This is a genomic window from Natrinema longum (genome assembly GCF_017352095.1).
GTDB lineage: Archaea > Halobacteriota > Halobacteria > Halobacteriales > Natrialbaceae > Natrinema > Natrinema longum.
Map to the genome: position 1 here is coordinate 2,601,148 of NZ_CP071463.1, position 14,337 is coordinate 2,615,484.

Sequence of the window (14,337 nt, forward strand, 5' to 3'; positions counted from 1 at the left end):
ATGCAGGATATCGTTCAAGACGCCCTCGAGAACGCGGAAGAAGAGGCCCGTGAGATGGACGCCTCGATGGAGGACGACGAGTTCGGCGACCCTCGAATCGTCATCATCGGTGCTGGCGGTGCCGGGAACAACACGATCAACCGGCTGTACAACATCGGCGTCGACGGTGCAGACACCATCGCGATCAACACGGACAAACAGCACCTCAAGATGATCGAGGCCGACACGAAGATCCTCGTCGGTAAATCGCTCACGAACGGGCTCGGTGCCGGCGGCGACCCGTCGATGGGAGAGCGTGCGACCGAGATGGCCCAGGGCACGATCAAGGAAGTACTGGGCGATGCCGACCTCGTGTTCGTGACCGCCGGGATGGGCGGTGGCACCGGCACGGGTGCCGCCCCCGTCGTCTCGAAGATCGCCAAAGAGCAGGGCGCGATCGTCGTCGGCATGGTCTCGACGCCGTTTAACGTCGAGCGTGCCCGCACGGTCAAAGCCGAGGAAGGTCTCGAGAAACTGCGCGAGCAGGCCGACTCGATCATCGTACTCGACAACAACCGGTTGCTCGATTACGTCCCGAATCTGCCGATCGGGAAGGCGTTCTCGGTGATGGACCAGATCATCGCCGAGACCGTCAAGGGAATCTCGGAGACGATCACCCAGCCCTCGCTGATCAACTTGGACTACGCCGACATGTCCACGATCATGAACCAGGGCGGCGTCGCCGTGATGCTCGTCGGCGAGACCCAGGACAAGAACAAGACCGACGAGGTCGTCAAGGACGCGATGAACCATCCGTTGCTGGACGTCGACTATCGCGGTGCCTCGGGCGGGCTCGTCCACATCACCGGCGGTCCCGACCTCACGCTGAAAGAGGCCGAGGGGATCGCCGACAACATCACCGAGCGCCTCGAGGCCTCGGCGAACGTCATCTGGGGTGCCCGGATCCAGGAGTCTTACAAGGGCAAAGTGCGGGTCATGGCGATCATGACCGGCGTCCAGAGCGCTCAGGTCCTCGGACCGACGACGCAGAAACAGGCCGACAAGTCCCGCCAGAGCATCGAGGGGCTGAACGAGGCCGACTTCGATGCGAGCAACAACGTCAAGAACGCCGACTCCGGATACAGCGCACAGAGCGACGGCGGCCGCGAGGAACTCGAGCGACAGAACGGCGTCGACGTGATTCGGTAATCGAGACGGGCGGATCGGTCCGGCGCGAGCACGCGGTCGACACACCACCGTCGTGCCGGTCTCCGTTCGGTTTCGTCGGTCGTCTTTTCTCGGAGTTCGACTCGCGAGTGCCCACACTCGTCTCCACACGGTATCGCGTCGGACGACCGATACCGGCGGGCCGGCGGCGTAGCCGACTCCGCTCGCTATTCGGCGACCCGTCCGTTTACGACCGTATACGGCCGAAAGCCGATCCGTCGGCGGGACTGCGGGACGACCATTGATCGGCTACAACCGATGGTCGTCACCGGCCGGGATCGAGTCCGTCGAACCCAGGAGGGAACGAGCGCCCTCTCAGACGGTTTGCTGTCCCGATGACCCGGTGGGACCGCAGCGCGGTCCCGGTCCCACCGGCACTGACGGACGGGAAACCGTCTCAGACGAGCGACTCGAGTAGCGAACACTTCCGACAGACCTCGCGCGTGGTCGTCGATCCACACTCGACACACTCCTGCAGGTCGGCACCGCCGTCGCCGGCGTACTTCTCGGCGGCGATGTCCGCCAGTTCCTCGTACCCCGAGAGGATCGAGTGGCGAGTCCCGGGATGGTTCTCCTCGAGATCGTAGAGGAGTTGCTGGATCTCGCCACGGTAGGCCTCGCTGGCGTGTGGACACTCGGTGATGTGGGCGGGGAGGTCGTCGATGTGAGCGTAGAGGGCGACTTCCTTTTCTGGGACATCACGAAGCGGCTTCGCTCGCGGGACGAACTCGTCTTGCTCCTCGCGCTCGGAGAGGGGGCCGAGGCTGGCGTCGAAGTGTTTCGCCATCTGCTCGACGTCGCCTTCGAGGACGTTCATCAGCGCGGTCTGGGCCTCGTCGTCCAGATTGTGGCCGGTCAAGAGGAGGTCGGCCTCGAGTTCCTCGGCGTATTTCGAGAGGAGATCCCGCCGGAAGACCCCACAGTAGGCGCAGGCGGCCATGTTTTCGGGGTCGTCCTCGACGACGTCGTCCATTCGGACGCCGAACTCGTCCTCGTAGCTGACGAGTTCGTGGCGGATCTCGAGGTCCTCGCAGAGTTCGACGCAGGCCTCGACCGACTTGTCGCGGTAGCCCTCGATCCCCTCGTGAATCGTCAGCCCGACGAGTTCGATGCGGGGGTCGTCGACGAACGTCTCGTGGAGGATCCGCGTGAGAACGACGCTGTCCTTGCCGCCCGAGAGGCCGATCACCCAGGTCCGTGGGTCCGCCGGCGTTACGTCGTGGGGGACGAGGTCGTCCCGCCGGACCCGGCGACGCACCCGCTTCTCGACCGACTCGCGGAAGTGGTCCTCACAGAGGTGTGCCCCGGAGTAGGCGGCGTGCATGACCGCCTCCTCGTTGCACCGGTTACAGTCCATTAGCGGTCCGTTGTCGGTCGCTGCCAATCACGGTTTCGTCTGCCGGAGACGAAGGCGGCGGCCGCCACCGGTGTCTTACAGACCGTGTGACACGAGATGGGGTGTGGTCACTACCGTCTCGAGACGGCGCTGTCGACCGATTCGTCCCGACCCCGCCGCGGTCGTGTCGTCCGAAAGTAACTTCGAGTAGCCTCGAGACGGCGTGCACATGGTGATATACGACAGGTCGCCATCGGCCTCGGCTCGACTGATCGACGAGTTCGACGGCGGTATCGGGTGGCTCGCCCATCCCGACGAAGCCGGGATGCGGGCGAGTCACGCCCTGCTCGGCGACGAGGGCGGCGTCTGGCTGTTCGACCCGCTCGAGGCACCCGGAACCGACGAGGCGATCGACGCCCTCGGTGAGGTCGCGGGTGTCGTCGTCTGCTCGGCCTACCACGCTCGCGACGCCGATCGGTTCGCCCGTCGGTTCGACGTTCCCGTGTACGTTCCGCGGTGGCTGGAGCGGGTTTCCGAGCGACTCGACGCGCCCCGCGAGCGGTTCGACGGCGAACTCGAGGGGTCGGGGTTCGCTGTCCGCGAAGTGAGCCCGGTACCGGGCTGGTCCGAAGCGATCGCATACCGGCGCTCCGATGGCACGCTGTACGTCCCCGACCTCCTCGGAACTGCACCGCCGTATCTCGCCGGCGACGAACGGCTCGCGGTCTACCTGCTGCTTCGGCCCATCGTCCCGACGGACGTCTTCGAGGGGATCGCGCCGAAACGAATCCTTCTCGGGCATGGCACTGGGGTCTTCACGGACGCCACGGCTGTTCTCGCCGACGCGATCGCGACTGCACGACCGCGGTTTCCCCGTGCCCTGCTCGAGGGGCGGTCCCAACTACGGGCCCTGGTCGACGCTCTCTGAGCGGGTCGCCAGTGGTGGGATATCGAACGGAGTTATCCGGATTCCTGTCAGTCAGTGCCGGCGCACCCACGACCCGCCCTGCAAGTATGCGGGACCCAGTGACAGCAGCCCGGATCAGGCGGAGCGCCGTTCCCGGTGCTCGACGGCTGCCGAACCCTCCTCGAGTGCGGCGAGCAGGAGGTCGACGTACCGATCGCGACCGGTCGAGGAGAACAGTTCGTGGCCGCCGTTGTAGAGAACGACGTGCTCGGCGGGAACCCGCTCGCCGATCGGCCGGAGGCTCACGACGGGATCGCGCAGCGAGCAGAAGACGACGGCGTCGTGATCGATCGTCAACAGCTCGTCCTGTGCGCGGCGGGTTTCCCGGACGAAGGCGGGTGAGATCCACGACGGCGTCGTTTCGAGTTGGTGGTCGGTCGCCCGCTTGCCGAGTGCCTCCCTGTCGAAGCCGCCCATCGGGAGACAGGGAAACGAGGTCGGGAGTTTCGAGACCGCGTCCAACACCGGTTCCGGGAAGCCCTCGCCGTAGCCCCACCACGGACTCAGGTAGACGTGGTTGTCCGCACCGTCGAGGGCCTGGGCGACGAGCGAACCCGCGCTGTGGCCCAGCAGCTGGTACTCCTCGAGGTCGCGGACGTATTCGGCGACGGGCTCGAGCCAGTCGGCTTTGAAGTCGTCGATGTTCGTGGGGAGTTCGAACGCGTGAACCCGGTAGCCGGCCTCGGTCAACTGCCCGATGAGCCAGCTGACGTTCTCGTGGGTCCAGCGGTTGCCCCAACCCATGACGAAGACGAGTTCCTCGTCGCCGTCCTCGTTGAAGATCCGGTGTCGCATAGCGTTCCGTTCACCGGGAACGGATAAAAAACCTGATCTCTCGAGCCGGGTCGCGAGACGGTCCGGTCGCCGTGGGGATCGCCCTGCCGTCTCGTCGTGTCCGACCGCGCTCGCGACAGCGGAAGAAACGACTTTGCGCGTCCACGCCCAAGGGCGACCGATGACTGGACTGGACCGCAGTGACGCGGTCGACCGCCTCGAGCGGCTCGTGGACACCGTCGAAGCCGATCGGATGCCGGTGCCCGTCCGCGAAGTGTGGGCCTTCGGCGACGTCGCGCTCGGCCTCGATCCCGTCGAGCGGTTGGACGTGTACGTGACCAAAGATATCCTGCTGGACGACGACGGCGAGTCCGTTTCCGCGAGTCCCGACGAGGGGGACGCCCGCGAGCCCGCCGCACGATTCCGCGAGTCCCACGGCATCAGTGGCGTCGGCAAATCGGTCCGGGCCGATTGGGCCGTGGACTACCCCCACTACCTCCGGGCCAACCGAAACGGCCACGCGGCCCCCGAACGGTGTCTCGCCGCCCACCTCCTCGAGGACGACGAACCGATTCACCTCGAGGTCTGTAACGCGTCGTTCGAGGACAACGTCACCCAGCGGTTGCGCGGTGCCCGACTGCGCGAGGACTACACGCAGTTGCTCGACCCGCGTGGGGTCTGCCTCTGGGCCGACGGCACCAGGAGCCACGACGCGTTCCGAAAGCTTCGGGCGGGTGAACTGGCGTTGCCGACGCTGTCGGCCGCGCTCGAGATGCTCGGAATGGACGGCGACGAGGCCGAAGCGGCGGCTCGGGAGCTGTCCGACTGGCGAGCCCAACAGGACGGGCGGACGGTCCGCGGCGACATCGTCTGACGGAAGTTACCGGTCGAGTTGCGTCCCCTGTAGCTCCGCGACGGTCGCACGGACCTGCTCGAGACACGCTTCAGTCGTCGCGCGATCGACGTGAACGGCCCCGCTCTCCCGGTCGTATTCGATGAGACCGGCTTCGTCGAGCTTCGGCAGGTGAATATGGCGAAGCTCCGTCGCAACGGCCGTTCGATCCAGGGTCGTTTCGATCGATGTCGAGACTCGATCGACGACTTCCTCGTGTGTGATGACCGCCGTCTCCGTTTGCATCACGTATCGACAGAGCGACCGGCGGCACGGATCTCGCAACACGTCGAACGACTGGTCGATCGAGTCGGGTTCTTTCACTCGCTTCTTGTTCTGGTTACTCATGGGTGTTCGAGCGGATCGCTGTGCTTTCGGACGGCCACAGCACGCGTCGGTTCTGCCGTGTAAACGAGCCGTGACGCATCTCGGCCGCAGGATGGTGCTGACACGTGCACCCGCTTCGACGGGGGTCGATGGGGAGACGGTCACGCGTGTGATACGTCAGTACCATGCATGATCTGTAGAGAGCATCGCTCCCGATTATCGTTAGCGTGACCCCTCGGAAACGCGGTTATTTTAAACTGTTCCCGGGTGCTGTCGATGGCGCTCCCCGTCGGCCGGTAGCGAAACCCCGTCATCGATCGGGGGAAAGCGGGACCTCCGATAGCCCGATCAGAAGGCGTCGAGACCGAGGAGTTCGTCCTGGACGCGTTCGCCGACTCGAATTTCGCAGTCGGTACGCGGGGACGAACAGCAAAGCAACACGTACCCGTCGGCTTCCTCTTCGGGGGAGAGTGCCGTTCCGTTGCTCTCGAGTTCGCCCGAAAGTAGTTCGCCCGCACAGGCGGTACACATGCCGTTCCGACAGGAGTGTGGGAGGTCGAGCCCCGCCCGTTCCGCCGCGTCGAGGACGGATTCGTCCGGGGCGATCGCGACGGTTTCCGCTCCCTCGTCGAGGGAGAACGTAACGTCGTACATCTAGAGCCGTTGGCGAAGTTTGTACAGTTCCAGCGCCTCGAGACGGGGATCGCCGGTTCCGACCGCGTCGTGTTCCAGGCTGGTACCGCTGATGCTCTCGTTGAACGACGTGCTGACGCCTTCGTCCTCGAACGTCGAGTCCATGATGTAGGCGACGTTGTCGCGAACGTCCTCGAAGCGCTGATCGAGTTCGTCCGCGGCTGTTTCGATCGCGTCGCGCACCTCCTCCTCCGAGGCGGTAAACGCTGCGCCGCGGGCCAGCTCGTCGAGGTCGGTCTCGTCGGGCATGTTATCGCCCACCATCGGTTTCGACGCCACGCTGGCGCTGGTAGCGGTCCCGGTACTCCCGGACTGCCTCGTCGATGTCCGTCTCCAGACAGTCTTCGTGGCGGTCGGCGACGAGTTCGAGGATCGTGCGGTGGTCGATATCGAGGTCGAGCGCCTCGTTGAACTGGCCGTCGATGAGATGGCCGACACGAAACAGGAGATCATCGAACTCGATCTCGAGGGGGTCGCCGACGGCGTCCGTGAACATGTAGCCGAAGTCCGCGACCGCCCCGACGTTCTCGTAGAGGACGTCGACGATCGCCTCACTGACGCCCTGGAACTCGGGTTTACCGGCGCGTTCCTTTTCGATCAGTTCGCCCAACGCCTCGACACCGTGGGTGATGTGACGGCCTTCGTCGGTGCTGATGAGCTTGAACCCGTGGTTCAACAGCGGGAGCGGCGCGTTCGCCGAGAGCTTGTTGACCGAGTAGAAACCGCCGCGGGCGAGCAGCCCCTCGACGATCATGTGATACACCGTCAACGCCTCGGCGATGTCGACGGGATCCTGTGAATGTGCAGCCCGCGCGGTTAGCTGTCCCTGTCGATCGAAGATTTCGCCGAGCCCGGTCGCCTGTACGATCGGGATTCGGGCACCGCCTCGTTTCGGGTTCAACTCGGCGAACACGTCCTGATCGCCCATCACCTCGTGCATGTAGACGTCGAGGAACTGCGTGTGTTTGTGTTCGGTCAGCGTAAACATCGTCATATACATCCCCATCTCCTCGCTGTGGTCGAAACACGGCGCTCCGACGATGCGCTGGAGGTGGTGACTCGCGTCCTCCCCGACCGCGAACTCGCCGTCGAGAAAGCCCGACAACAGGTATCTGATTTGCTTTCGCTCGTCGGCCTCGAGGGACGCCCAGCGCTCGCGATCACGCCGGAAGTCGACCTCCTCGAACAGCGTTTCGACGTCCCAGGTTCCGAGTTCGACGCCCTTCTGGAAGAGTTCGTACCACTTGTTCGAGGTATCGATCCGTTCCGCCCGGAAGTCGGATGATGTGATAGCTTGTGACACAGACGTAGTTTGACCGAGTCGCTGATCAACCTACTCGCTCGAATAACCAGTCGTTGAAGGGCAGACGAACGGGTTCGAGCCCACAGTTTTCGTCCTGGTGTGTATTGCTGCCCCGTGTGAGATACCATCAACCCACGTCCGAGCGGAGACGACGTGATCGCCTTCTCCGTCACTAATAACAGCCCTCGGATGACTGGAGCAACCACAACAAGCGTTCACAGTAATCGTACTCCCGTATGGCCGGTCGCGAGTCGGTGTGGGGTTCGGCCGAACGGGTGGTCGATCTCCCGTATACGTCTCGGCTCGGCCGTCTCTATCGGGGCAACCCGAACACTCACAATGAGCACGCAACGAGTTCGACCGATCGAACAGTACTTCCCGACGGAACCGTGGCTCGAACAGTACCGGCGAGCGATCAACGAGAGCGACGACTACGCCGCTCGCTCGGCGGGGTGGGGCGTCGATTTCGACGGCTCGTTCGTCTTCCAGATCGAGGACGTGCCACTCGAGACGACGACGCTCGCCGGTCTGCCACCGGAAATCGTCGACGCGATCGAGGACGAGTTTTCGGATCGCTCGGCGGACGCGATCGAACCGATCGTCGAGGCGGCACCGGCGGACGTCCGCGAGCGGATCGACGCCCGCGAGGGGGCGCTCGAGGACCGGCTCACTGCCGAACTCTGCCGGACGACGATCGCGGACCTTCCCGCCCGGACCTGGCCGGAACTCCTGGCGGCAGTTCCCGACATCTTCGAGGACTTGACCGTCCAAGCGACGGAGAACGTCGTGGACGGGACCGTCTACTCGTATCTGGATCTCTACGATGGCGAGTGCCGAGGGGTCGAGGTGCTCACCGAGCCCGACGAGCACGAATACGGCTTCCGGCTCGCCGGCGAGTACGAGACGTGGACGAAACTCGTTCGGGGCGACGGCGGCATCGTCGACATGCTCATGGCCGGCGAGTTGGAGCTGGACGGTGACATACAGCGGCTCCTGCAGTACTCCGACGCGGCGGTCGGCCTGGCCGACGTCGCCGCCGATGTCGACTCGCGGTTTCTGTTCTGAGTGCGTGGCCCCTATCGTAGCCACTGACCGTCACTGCACACCGACTCGGACGACAGCGTTGCGAGTCGTGTGGACTCGTTTCGGGGGCTCCCATCGTTCGAATCCCTGGCCCGCGACGAAGCGACGGTTCATACGGTCTCCCGTCCGTCAGTGTCGGTGGGACCGGGACCGGTCTGCGGTTCCACCGGGAACTCGGGACAGCAAACCGTCTCAGTGCTCGAGGAGCAGCCCGTATACCAGCCCGAGCGTGCCACCGTAGACGGTCCACGCGACGACGGCGACGACTCTCTCGAGCGCGAGGATGGGAACGGTCGTCGGAACGCCCAGTACGACCGTCACCCACAGGGGCTGTAGGAGCACCCCGAAGCCGACTCCCACCGCGGCTCCATAGCCGTTGCCGAGTCCGAACGTGATCGTCGCGAGGGCGGATCGATCGAGGAGTGCCACGAGTGCCGCCCGAAGGGATGCGTTCTGGCGGACGATTCCCAGCAGCCACTCCACGAACGGGTCGAGACAGATCGAGACGAACGCGATAAACGGCAGCGAAAACAGGACCCCGAGGGCGAACATCGCGAGCCAGCCGCCGTCGAGCGTCGGGGTACCGAAGACCGCACCGACCCGTCTGATCGCGTCGGTATCCCACCGCTGGATCAGCAACGCCGCCGGAAACGCCCCGGCGAGTCCGCCGGCGATCGCGGCTTCGACCTCGCGAGGGTCGAACGAGACCGAGTCGGCCGCCTCGGAGAGCGGGGCCAGTGCCACGCGGTACGGCGGCCGATCCCCGACTGCGTTCGAACCGTCGGTTTCGGTGCTGGCGTCGGCGTCTGTCATACTCGCCTCCCGTCGTCGTTCGTCGGTAACGTGTCTCAGTGTTGGTCCGGGTATCGACGGTGGTTTATACGACTCGGCGGAGCGACCGTGAGCCGACTCACGGAACGATCTGTGAGAGGATCTTGGCCTCGATTTTCCGCAGGTGACCGCCGACCGTCCCGCCCGTACAGTCCAGTTCCTCGCCGATGGCGTCGTGGGTCGCTTCTCGAGGAACGTTGTAGTAGCCCATATCGACGGCGGTCCGAAGGATCTCCTGTTGTCGGTCGGTGAGCTGGGAGAACAATCGGTCCGTGTTCGGTTCGTAGGTCCCGGTCTTGAGGAGCTTGAGCGTGATCCCGTCGGGAATGTTCGGCACGGCGTTTTGAAAACTCACCACGTCGCCGATCAGCGTGACACAGAGCCCACCGCGTCGCGTGTACTCCAGGGGCGTATCGATGATGAATTCGAACTGTCTGAGCATTTTCATCAGTCGGACGAGTCTGTCGTATCGCTCGAGATGGAGATAGGCGTGTATCGTGTCGTCCCGCCCCGAGAGGTGAAACTTCCGGACCATCCGGGAGTCGGTCAGGATCTCCTCGAGGGCCGTTCGGTCACCCGACAGTTGAAAGAGGGTCACGATCGTTTCGTCCCCGAGGAGACTGACGTTGTGAAGGAGTTCACGCGTGATGTCCGTGTGTTCGGCGATCCGCTTGTCGACGGGATGTAATCCCGCCTCGTCGGTAATGATGATGCACTTTGCGTATCTCATGGCCCGATACTCACCACGTTTCGAACTCGCCGGCCGCTGGGATGGGGCTGCTCCGTGTCGCCTCGAGCGGTCGTTGCTGTCATCATCGGTATCACCTACGCCGGGAGCTCCGCGGTGAAGTCGCCGTGAACCGCGATCCCGCACTCGGCCGCGACCCGCGTGGGAACGCCGCCACGTCCCGTCCCGACGTCCAGCAGCGTCTCCGTCGTGTCCACGTCGAATTTGGCGGCGTAAACGCCGTTGGAGCGTTCCATGGCCTCCCGATGGCTCGTGTGATCGTCGTCGTAACAGCCATAGTGGCGGGTGGCGTCGCTCCAGAAGAAGCGATATTCCCACGCAGTGTCGTTGGAGAAGTCGACGATTGCTTCGGTGTCGAACCGCGTCCGTTGCATGCTCCCACACGGGCCACTCTCTTCAATAGTTATTATCCCGTAAATACACGTTTTTTTATAATATTCACTCGAGCGACGAGCCGAGCGGTCCCGCGTTGTCCCGTACTGAGGCGGGGAGAATGGCGCTATCAGTCGCGCAGTGATTCGGCCATACCACAGTATAAACTCCCCCGTATCCGAGGGGGAAAACAGATTGGAGGTTGCGTTGTGTGTGGTTCTGTGCCATGCGAGCGAAGTACCGATTCAGCCAGCGTGTGAACGGATCCTACAATCGTCTGGGGACGACGAACTCGTCGATCGAACGGAGGACGGAGTATGTATGAAACGAAGCGGCTAGTGGCCGGGACCGGGATCTCGATTCTCGCTGTTGCGATCGTGGGACTCATTATTCTCTCCTCGGCAACGGCGTACGCTGCACCGCTGGCCGGTGCTGGCGGGTTCACCGTCGAAGCCGACGAAATCAGATCCGATGAGTTCCTCCTCTATCCCGGCGTCGGAGAGAGCGATAACGCGGAAGCGACGCCAGCCCTCATCGTCGAACAACGGGATGTCGAAATCGACGGACTGAGACTGACCAGAGAACAATCGGTCGACGAACTGCCCGGACTCAGCGGCACGATGGAGATCTCGTTTACTGCCGACGAGACTGTCGAGGCGGATCAGCAGTACATCAAGATGACGGGACTCGACGCCGAGGAGGCGTCGTTCAACGGACAGGTCATCAAGACCCAGTACCACGACGATCCCAACCGGCAGTTCCAGCAGGCGGCCGGGGAGAACGCCGATCCCGAAGACGGCTTCATCACCGATATCGAAGGTGAGAGCCCCGGAACGGTACAGAAAGACGCCGAGATCGATATGCTGTACCTCGCCTCGAACGAGATTACGCTCCCGGGTCTCAGCGTCGACCTGAATTACAACCCCGATGGTGACAAGTGATTCCGATGGCAACGAAAGACGGTCGGGATGACTCCAGGCTCCCCACTCAGTGGGTCGCGACTCGATGGCAGCGGTTCACACGCTGGCGGTTGCAGCGGCCGTTCCTCGGCGGTCTGTTGCTGTGCATTGCCGGGGTTTTGATCGCGTGGGTCCCGCTGCAGATCCTGCCGGATATCATCTTCATCGGTGGTGAGATGGCGGGCTTTCTCGCTATCGGAGCGGCGTTCGGGGTGTTCGTCTTTCTGACGGGGGTATTCGCGCTGTACCGACCGGAGCTCGCCGACGTGATCGGTGTCGTCGGCGTCGCCCTCTCGATCCTCTCGATTTTCGGTTCGCTCGGCGGACTACTGGTCGGCATGCTGCTCGGGATCATCGGCGGGAACCTCTGTCTCGCGTGGAAACCCGAGGACGAGAGCACGACGGACCCGAGCAAAGTCGACGCGACAGTTGCGCGAGTGTGTCGCCCGTTCCGATCGGTCGCCGCGAGGGCAGCCTCGCAACTGCGCGAGCGCGTCGAACACATCAAACGGCGGACCATGGGTAAGTGAAGGGAGATCGACCGCATCGATGGGCGCGTTCACCGCGCGGGATCGGCGTGTATCACCAGTACTCCGTTCGAGTATCCGACGAGGGGTACGAATGACTGAATCCGAGGTGATCGACACGTGGATCATCGTCGGGGCGACTCTCGTCGGAATCCTCATCAATCTCAACGCGTTGCTGGTGCCGTTGCTCACTCGTATCGGGGGTGGCGTCGTCGCCGGATTCATCGCCGCCTACGCCGCCGGCCGGGTCACGTCCGGCATCGTTCACGCGGCGATCGCGAGCGCGCTCGTCGGCGGCGTCGCAGGAACGGTGACCGCCTCTCTCGGAACGCTGCTGGGACTATACAACGAACCGCCGCTGTTGATATTCGCATCCATCGGTCCGATCAGCCCGATGCTTTCGGGACTCGGGTTGCCGAGTATCGTCCTGATCGCACTCGCGTTCTCGCTGCTGACCGTCGTCGACGGACTCGTCGGCGGCGTCGTGGGGAGCGTGTTGCGCGCACTGCTCCCGTGGTGACCCCTTCCGATCCGCTCACGGCATCCGACCGACCGTCACGAAAAACGGCACGACCTCCTCGCGGCGGTACTCCCGTGTTTCCATCTGGTCGATTACGTCCCGCCCCATCTCCCGCCACGAACCGCGAAGTTCGTCGTACTCCGATTCGGTCAACGCACCCGAAAGCATCGTCGCCCGGTCGTCGGCCAGCCCCTCGCCGGTCGCCTTCCGACGGGCGGCCGTCAGTGCGCCGGTGCTGTAGGGCGGCTCGACCGTTCGAACGTGATCGTACCGGCGGGTCGCGAGTACGTCCAGTCCCGCCGCTTCGAAGGCCTCGCGGGCGTCGGCCCCGAGCGTGACGTCCGTGTCCACCCCGTCGATGTAGGCCCGCCGTGCCCGGCCCTCGAGTCGACCTTCGGCGTCGACGCTCGAGTCGATCTCGACTGCGGCGTTGTCCGGCTCGACCGCCGCGACGAGGTCACTCGAGACGCGAGCGAACTCGGCGACGGCGCGTGCGGGCTCGGGGAGGTTGATCAACAGCGCCTGACAGACCACGAGATCGAACGCATCGTCGGGAAAGGGCAGCCGACCGGCGTCGCCGGCCACGACCGGGACGCGCTCGCTCGCGGCCCCGAGCAGGTCGGGATCCGCATCGCAGCCGATCACCTCGCCCGGCGACTCCGCCGCGAGCACGCGACTCAACTCGCCGGTTCCACAGCCCACGTCGAGGCTCCGATCGCGGGACTCGAGTTCGAGTGGCTCGAGCGCGTCGCGGGAATCGGCCCACATCCCCTCGCGGGTCCGGCTGAGATAGGATTCGGAGAACTCGCGCACGGCTCCGGATACGGCGTCTCGAATAAAAACGGGTCGGTTTCTCGAACGGCCGAGACGGAACACGTGGTCGTGGGCCTCGCCGAATCGAGGGTTACGACTCCCGCAGTTCCTTGACCTTCTCGATGTTCCACGCGAAGCCGCGGCCGTCTTCGGTCGGCGTCTCGAGTGCGAAGGGCAGCTCCCGCAGGTCGGGATGGTTCACGATGGCCTTCATCCCGTCCTCGCCGATGAAGCCCTCGCCGATGTGGGCGTGTTCGTCCTTGTGCGTGCCGACGTCGTGTTTCGAGTCGTTGAGGTGGATGTACTCCAGATACTCGAGGCCCACCTCGTCGTCGAACCGGCCGATCGTCTCGTCGACCGCCTCGGGCGTGGTGAGGTCGTTGCCCGCGACCAGCGTGTGGGCGGTGTCGATACAGATGCCGATGTCCGTGTCCGTGCGATCGACGATCCCCGCGAGGTGCTCGAACTCGCCGCCGAGCTTCGTGCCGCTGCCCGCGTCGGACTCGATGAGGATCGTTACGTCCTCGGGGACCTCGAGGTCGTCGATGACGCTCGCGGCGTTGTCGAGGCCACCCTCGACGCCGGCACCCGTATGCGCCCCGAGGTGGACGTTTACGTACGGGATACCCAGTGTGTCGGCGGCGTCGAGTTCGGCCTGCATGCTCTCCGTGGACTTCCGCCGGAGGTCGTCTTTTGGCGTACAGAGGTTCACGAGGTACGCGGAGTGGATCACCCACGGCCCCTCGAGTCGCTCGTCGCTCTCCGCGCGAAAGCCCTCTGCGGCCTCGTCGCTGAGTTCGGGCTGGGCCCAGACCTGCGGCGAGGTCGTGAAGATCTGCCCGCAGTTGCCGCCGAACGCGACTTGGCGGTGGACGGCGTTGCGAACGTCGTCGTAGGGCGGCGTTTCGTCGTCCGAGGAGACGCGCGAACCGGAAATCGAAACGTGTGCTCCGACTTTCATGGCCACTCGTCAGTACCCGTTCGTG

General features: G+C 64.3%; 18 protein-coding genes. 7 read left to right on the forward strand and 11 right to left on the reverse strand.

The window, feature by feature from the left end; all coding sequences use genetic code 11:
- A complete protein-coding gene (gene ftsZ, locus J0X27_RS12885; protein WP_207269581.1) occupies positions 1–1,188 on the forward strand; it encodes a cell division protein FtsZ in 1,188 nt (395 codons plus the stop codon).
- A 415-nt stretch (positions 1,189–1,603) separates the two neighbouring features.
- Here the strand turns inward: ftsZ and ncsA are convergent, their stop codons facing one another.
- A complete protein-coding gene (gene ncsA, locus J0X27_RS12890) occupies positions 1,604–2,563 on the reverse strand; it encodes a tRNA 2-thiolation protein NcsA (protein ID WP_207269582.1) in 960 nt (319 codons plus the stop codon).
- A gap of 208 nt (positions 2,564–2,771) precedes the next feature.
- On the opposite strand from ncsA, the gene J0X27_RS12895 reads away from it, so the two are divergent.
- Positions 2,772–3,470 (forward strand): hypothetical protein, encoded by a 699-nt coding sequence (locus J0X27_RS12895; protein ID WP_207269583.1) that lies wholly within the window; start codon positions 2,772–2,774, stop codon positions 3,468–3,470.
- Positions 3,471–3,584: 114 nt separating this feature from the next.
- Here the strand turns inward: J0X27_RS12895 and J0X27_RS12900 are convergent, their stop codons facing one another.
- A complete protein-coding gene (locus tag J0X27_RS12900) occupies positions 3,585–4,304 on the reverse strand; it encodes an alpha/beta fold hydrolase (RefSeq protein WP_207269584.1) in 720 nt (239 codons plus the stop codon).
- 160 nt (positions 4,305–4,464) lie between these two features.
- Here J0X27_RS12900 and J0X27_RS12905 point away from each other — a divergent pair, with 160 nt between their 5' ends.
- A complete protein-coding gene (locus tag J0X27_RS12905; RefSeq protein WP_207269585.1) occupies positions 4,465–5,157 on the forward strand; it encodes a DUF7095 family protein in 693 nt (230 codons plus the stop codon).
- Between the two features lie 6 nt (positions 5,158–5,163).
- Here the strand turns inward: J0X27_RS12905 and J0X27_RS12910 are convergent, their stop codons facing one another.
- From J0X27_RS12910 to J0X27_RS12925, 4 genes are all read right to left on the reverse strand, one after another.
- Positions 5,164–5,523 carry a DUF7344 domain-containing protein gene (locus J0X27_RS12910; RefSeq protein ID WP_207269586.1) on the reverse strand — a complete coding sequence of 120 codons (360 nt, stop codon included), beginning with the start codon at positions 5,521–5,523 and terminating at the stop codon, positions 5,164–5,166.
- 327 nt (positions 5,524–5,850) lie between these two features.
- Entirely contained in the window at positions 5,851–6,156 is a 306-nt protein-coding gene (locus J0X27_RS12915) for a 2Fe-2S iron-sulfur cluster-binding protein (RefSeq protein WP_207269587.1), read from the reverse strand.
- On the reverse strand, positions 6,157–6,444 hold the full coding sequence (locus tag J0X27_RS12920) for a hypothetical protein (RefSeq protein ID WP_224214575.1): 288 nt from the start codon (positions 6,442–6,444) through the stop codon (positions 6,157–6,159).
- 1 nt (position 6,445) lies between these two features.
- Entirely contained in the window at positions 6,446–7,498 is a 1,053-nt protein-coding gene (locus J0X27_RS12925; RefSeq protein ID WP_207269588.1) for a ribonucleotide-diphosphate reductase subunit beta, read from the reverse strand.
- A gap of 339 nt (positions 7,499–7,837) precedes the next feature.
- On the opposite strand from J0X27_RS12925, the gene J0X27_RS12930 reads away from it, so the two are divergent.
- A complete protein-coding gene (locus J0X27_RS12930) occupies positions 7,838–8,563 on the forward strand; it encodes an SCP2 sterol-binding domain-containing protein (RefSeq protein WP_207269589.1) in 726 nt (241 codons plus the stop codon).
- A gap of 210 nt (positions 8,564–8,773) precedes the next feature.
- On the opposite strand, the gene J0X27_RS12935 is transcribed toward J0X27_RS12930, so the two are convergent.
- The 3 genes from J0X27_RS12935 to J0X27_RS12945 form a co-directional block, all read right to left on the reverse strand.
- On the reverse strand, positions 8,774–9,394 hold the full coding sequence (locus J0X27_RS12935) for a hypothetical protein (protein ID WP_207269590.1): 621 nt from the start codon (positions 9,392–9,394) through the stop codon (positions 8,774–8,776).
- 97 nt (positions 9,395–9,491) lie between these two features.
- Positions 9,492–10,142, reverse strand: coding sequence for a helix-turn-helix domain-containing protein (locus tag J0X27_RS12940; RefSeq protein WP_207269591.1), 651 nt, complete (start codon positions 10,140–10,142; stop codon positions 9,492–9,494).
- Positions 10,143–10,237: 95 nt separating this feature from the next.
- The gene (locus J0X27_RS12945; protein ID WP_207269592.1) at positions 10,238–10,534 is read right to left on the reverse strand and encodes a class I SAM-dependent methyltransferase; all 297 of its coding nucleotides are present in this window, start codon (positions 10,532–10,534) and stop codon (positions 10,238–10,240) included.
- A 315-nt stretch (positions 10,535–10,849) separates the two neighbouring features.
- On the opposite strand from J0X27_RS12945, the gene J0X27_RS12950 reads away from it, so the two are divergent.
- The 3 genes from J0X27_RS12950 (at position 10,850) to J0X27_RS12960 (ending at position 12,538) form a co-directional block, all read left to right on the forward strand.
- Positions 10,850–11,473: a DUF6230 family protein gene (locus J0X27_RS12950; protein ID WP_207269593.1), complete on the forward strand. Its 624-nt coding sequence runs from the start codon at positions 10,850–10,852 to the stop codon at positions 11,471–11,473.
- 5 nt (positions 11,474–11,478) lie between these two features.
- Positions 11,479–12,021 carry a DUF6114 domain-containing protein gene (locus J0X27_RS12955; RefSeq protein WP_224214574.1) on the forward strand — a complete coding sequence of 181 codons (543 nt, stop codon included), beginning with the start codon at positions 11,479–11,481 and terminating at the stop codon, positions 12,019–12,021.
- Positions 12,022–12,112: 91 nt separating this feature from the next.
- Positions 12,113–12,538, forward strand: coding sequence for a hypothetical protein (locus J0X27_RS12960; protein ID WP_207269594.1), 426 nt, complete (start codon positions 12,113–12,115; stop codon positions 12,536–12,538).
- Between the two features lie 15 nt (positions 12,539–12,553).
- Here J0X27_RS12960 and J0X27_RS12965 read toward each other — a convergent pair whose 3' ends face one another.
- Together J0X27_RS12965 and J0X27_RS12970 are read right to left on the reverse strand one after the other, a co-directional pair.
- A complete protein-coding gene (locus J0X27_RS12965) occupies positions 12,554–13,351 on the reverse strand; it encodes a class I SAM-dependent methyltransferase (protein WP_207269595.1) in 798 nt (265 codons plus the stop codon).
- A gap of 91 nt (positions 13,352–13,442) precedes the next feature.
- Positions 13,443–14,312 (reverse strand): deoxyribonuclease IV, encoded by an 870-nt coding sequence (locus J0X27_RS12970; protein ID WP_207269596.1) that lies wholly within the window; start codon positions 14,310–14,312, stop codon positions 13,443–13,445.
- Between the last annotated feature and the right edge of the window lie 25 nt (positions 14,313–14,337).

What these genes read in the sequence shown, in the direction of transcription:
- ftsZ (WP_207269581.1), top strand. Translation starts at nt 1, where the DNA reads ATGCAGGATATCGTTCAAGACGCCCTCGAGAACGCGGAAGAAGAGGCC.
- J0X27_RS12910 (WP_207269586.1), bottom strand. Translation starts at nt 5,523, where the DNA reads ATGAGTAACCAGAACAAGAAGCGAGTGAAAGAACCCGACTCGATCGAC.
- J0X27_RS12895 (WP_207269583.1), top strand. Translation starts at nt 2,772, where the DNA reads ATGGTGATATACGACAGGTCGCCATCGGCCTCGGCTCGACTGATCGAC.
- J0X27_RS12950 (WP_207269593.1), top strand. Translation starts at nt 10,850, where the DNA reads ATGTATGAAACGAAGCGGCTAGTGGCCGGGACCGGGATCTCGATTCTC.
- J0X27_RS12905 (WP_207269585.1), top strand. Translation starts at nt 4,465, where the DNA reads ATGACTGGACTGGACCGCAGTGACGCGGTCGACCGCCTCGAGCGGCTC.
- J0X27_RS12945 (WP_207269592.1), bottom strand. Translation starts at nt 10,534, where the DNA reads ATGCAACGGACGCGGTTCGACACCGAAGCAATCGTCGACTTCTCCAAC.
- J0X27_RS12970 (WP_207269596.1), bottom strand. Translation starts at nt 14,312, where the DNA reads ATGAAAGTCGGAGCACACGTTTCGATTTCCGGTTCGCGCGTCTCCTCG.
- J0X27_RS12900 (WP_207269584.1), bottom strand. Translation starts at nt 4,304, where the DNA reads ATGCGACACCGGATCTTCAACGAGGACGGCGACGAGGAACTCGTCTTC.
- J0X27_RS12930 (WP_207269589.1), top strand. Translation starts at nt 7,838, where the DNA reads ATGAGCACGCAACGAGTTCGACCGATCGAACAGTACTTCCCGACGGAA.
- J0X27_RS12955 (WP_224214574.1), top strand. Translation starts at nt 11,479, where the DNA reads ATGGCAACGAAAGACGGTCGGGATGACTCCAGGCTCCCCACTCAGTGG.
- J0X27_RS12915 (WP_207269587.1), bottom strand. Translation starts at nt 6,156, where the DNA reads ATGTACGACGTTACGTTCTCCCTCGACGAGGGAGCGGAAACCGTCGCG.
- ncsA (WP_207269582.1), bottom strand. Translation starts at nt 2,563, where the DNA reads ATGGACTGTAACCGGTGCAACGAGGAGGCGGTCATGCACGCCGCCTAC.
- J0X27_RS12935 (WP_207269590.1), bottom strand. Translation starts at nt 9,394, where the DNA reads ATGACAGACGCCGACGCCAGCACCGAAACCGACGGTTCGAACGCAGTC.
- J0X27_RS12960 (WP_207269594.1), top strand. Translation starts at nt 12,113, where the DNA reads ATGACTGAATCCGAGGTGATCGACACGTGGATCATCGTCGGGGCGACT.
- J0X27_RS12920 (WP_224214575.1), bottom strand. Translation starts at nt 6,444, where the DNA reads ATGCCCGACGAGACCGACCTCGACGAGCTGGCCCGCGGCGCAGCGTTT.
- J0X27_RS12940 (WP_207269591.1), bottom strand. Translation starts at nt 10,142, where the DNA reads ATGAGATACGCAAAGTGCATCATCATTACCGACGAGGCGGGATTACAT.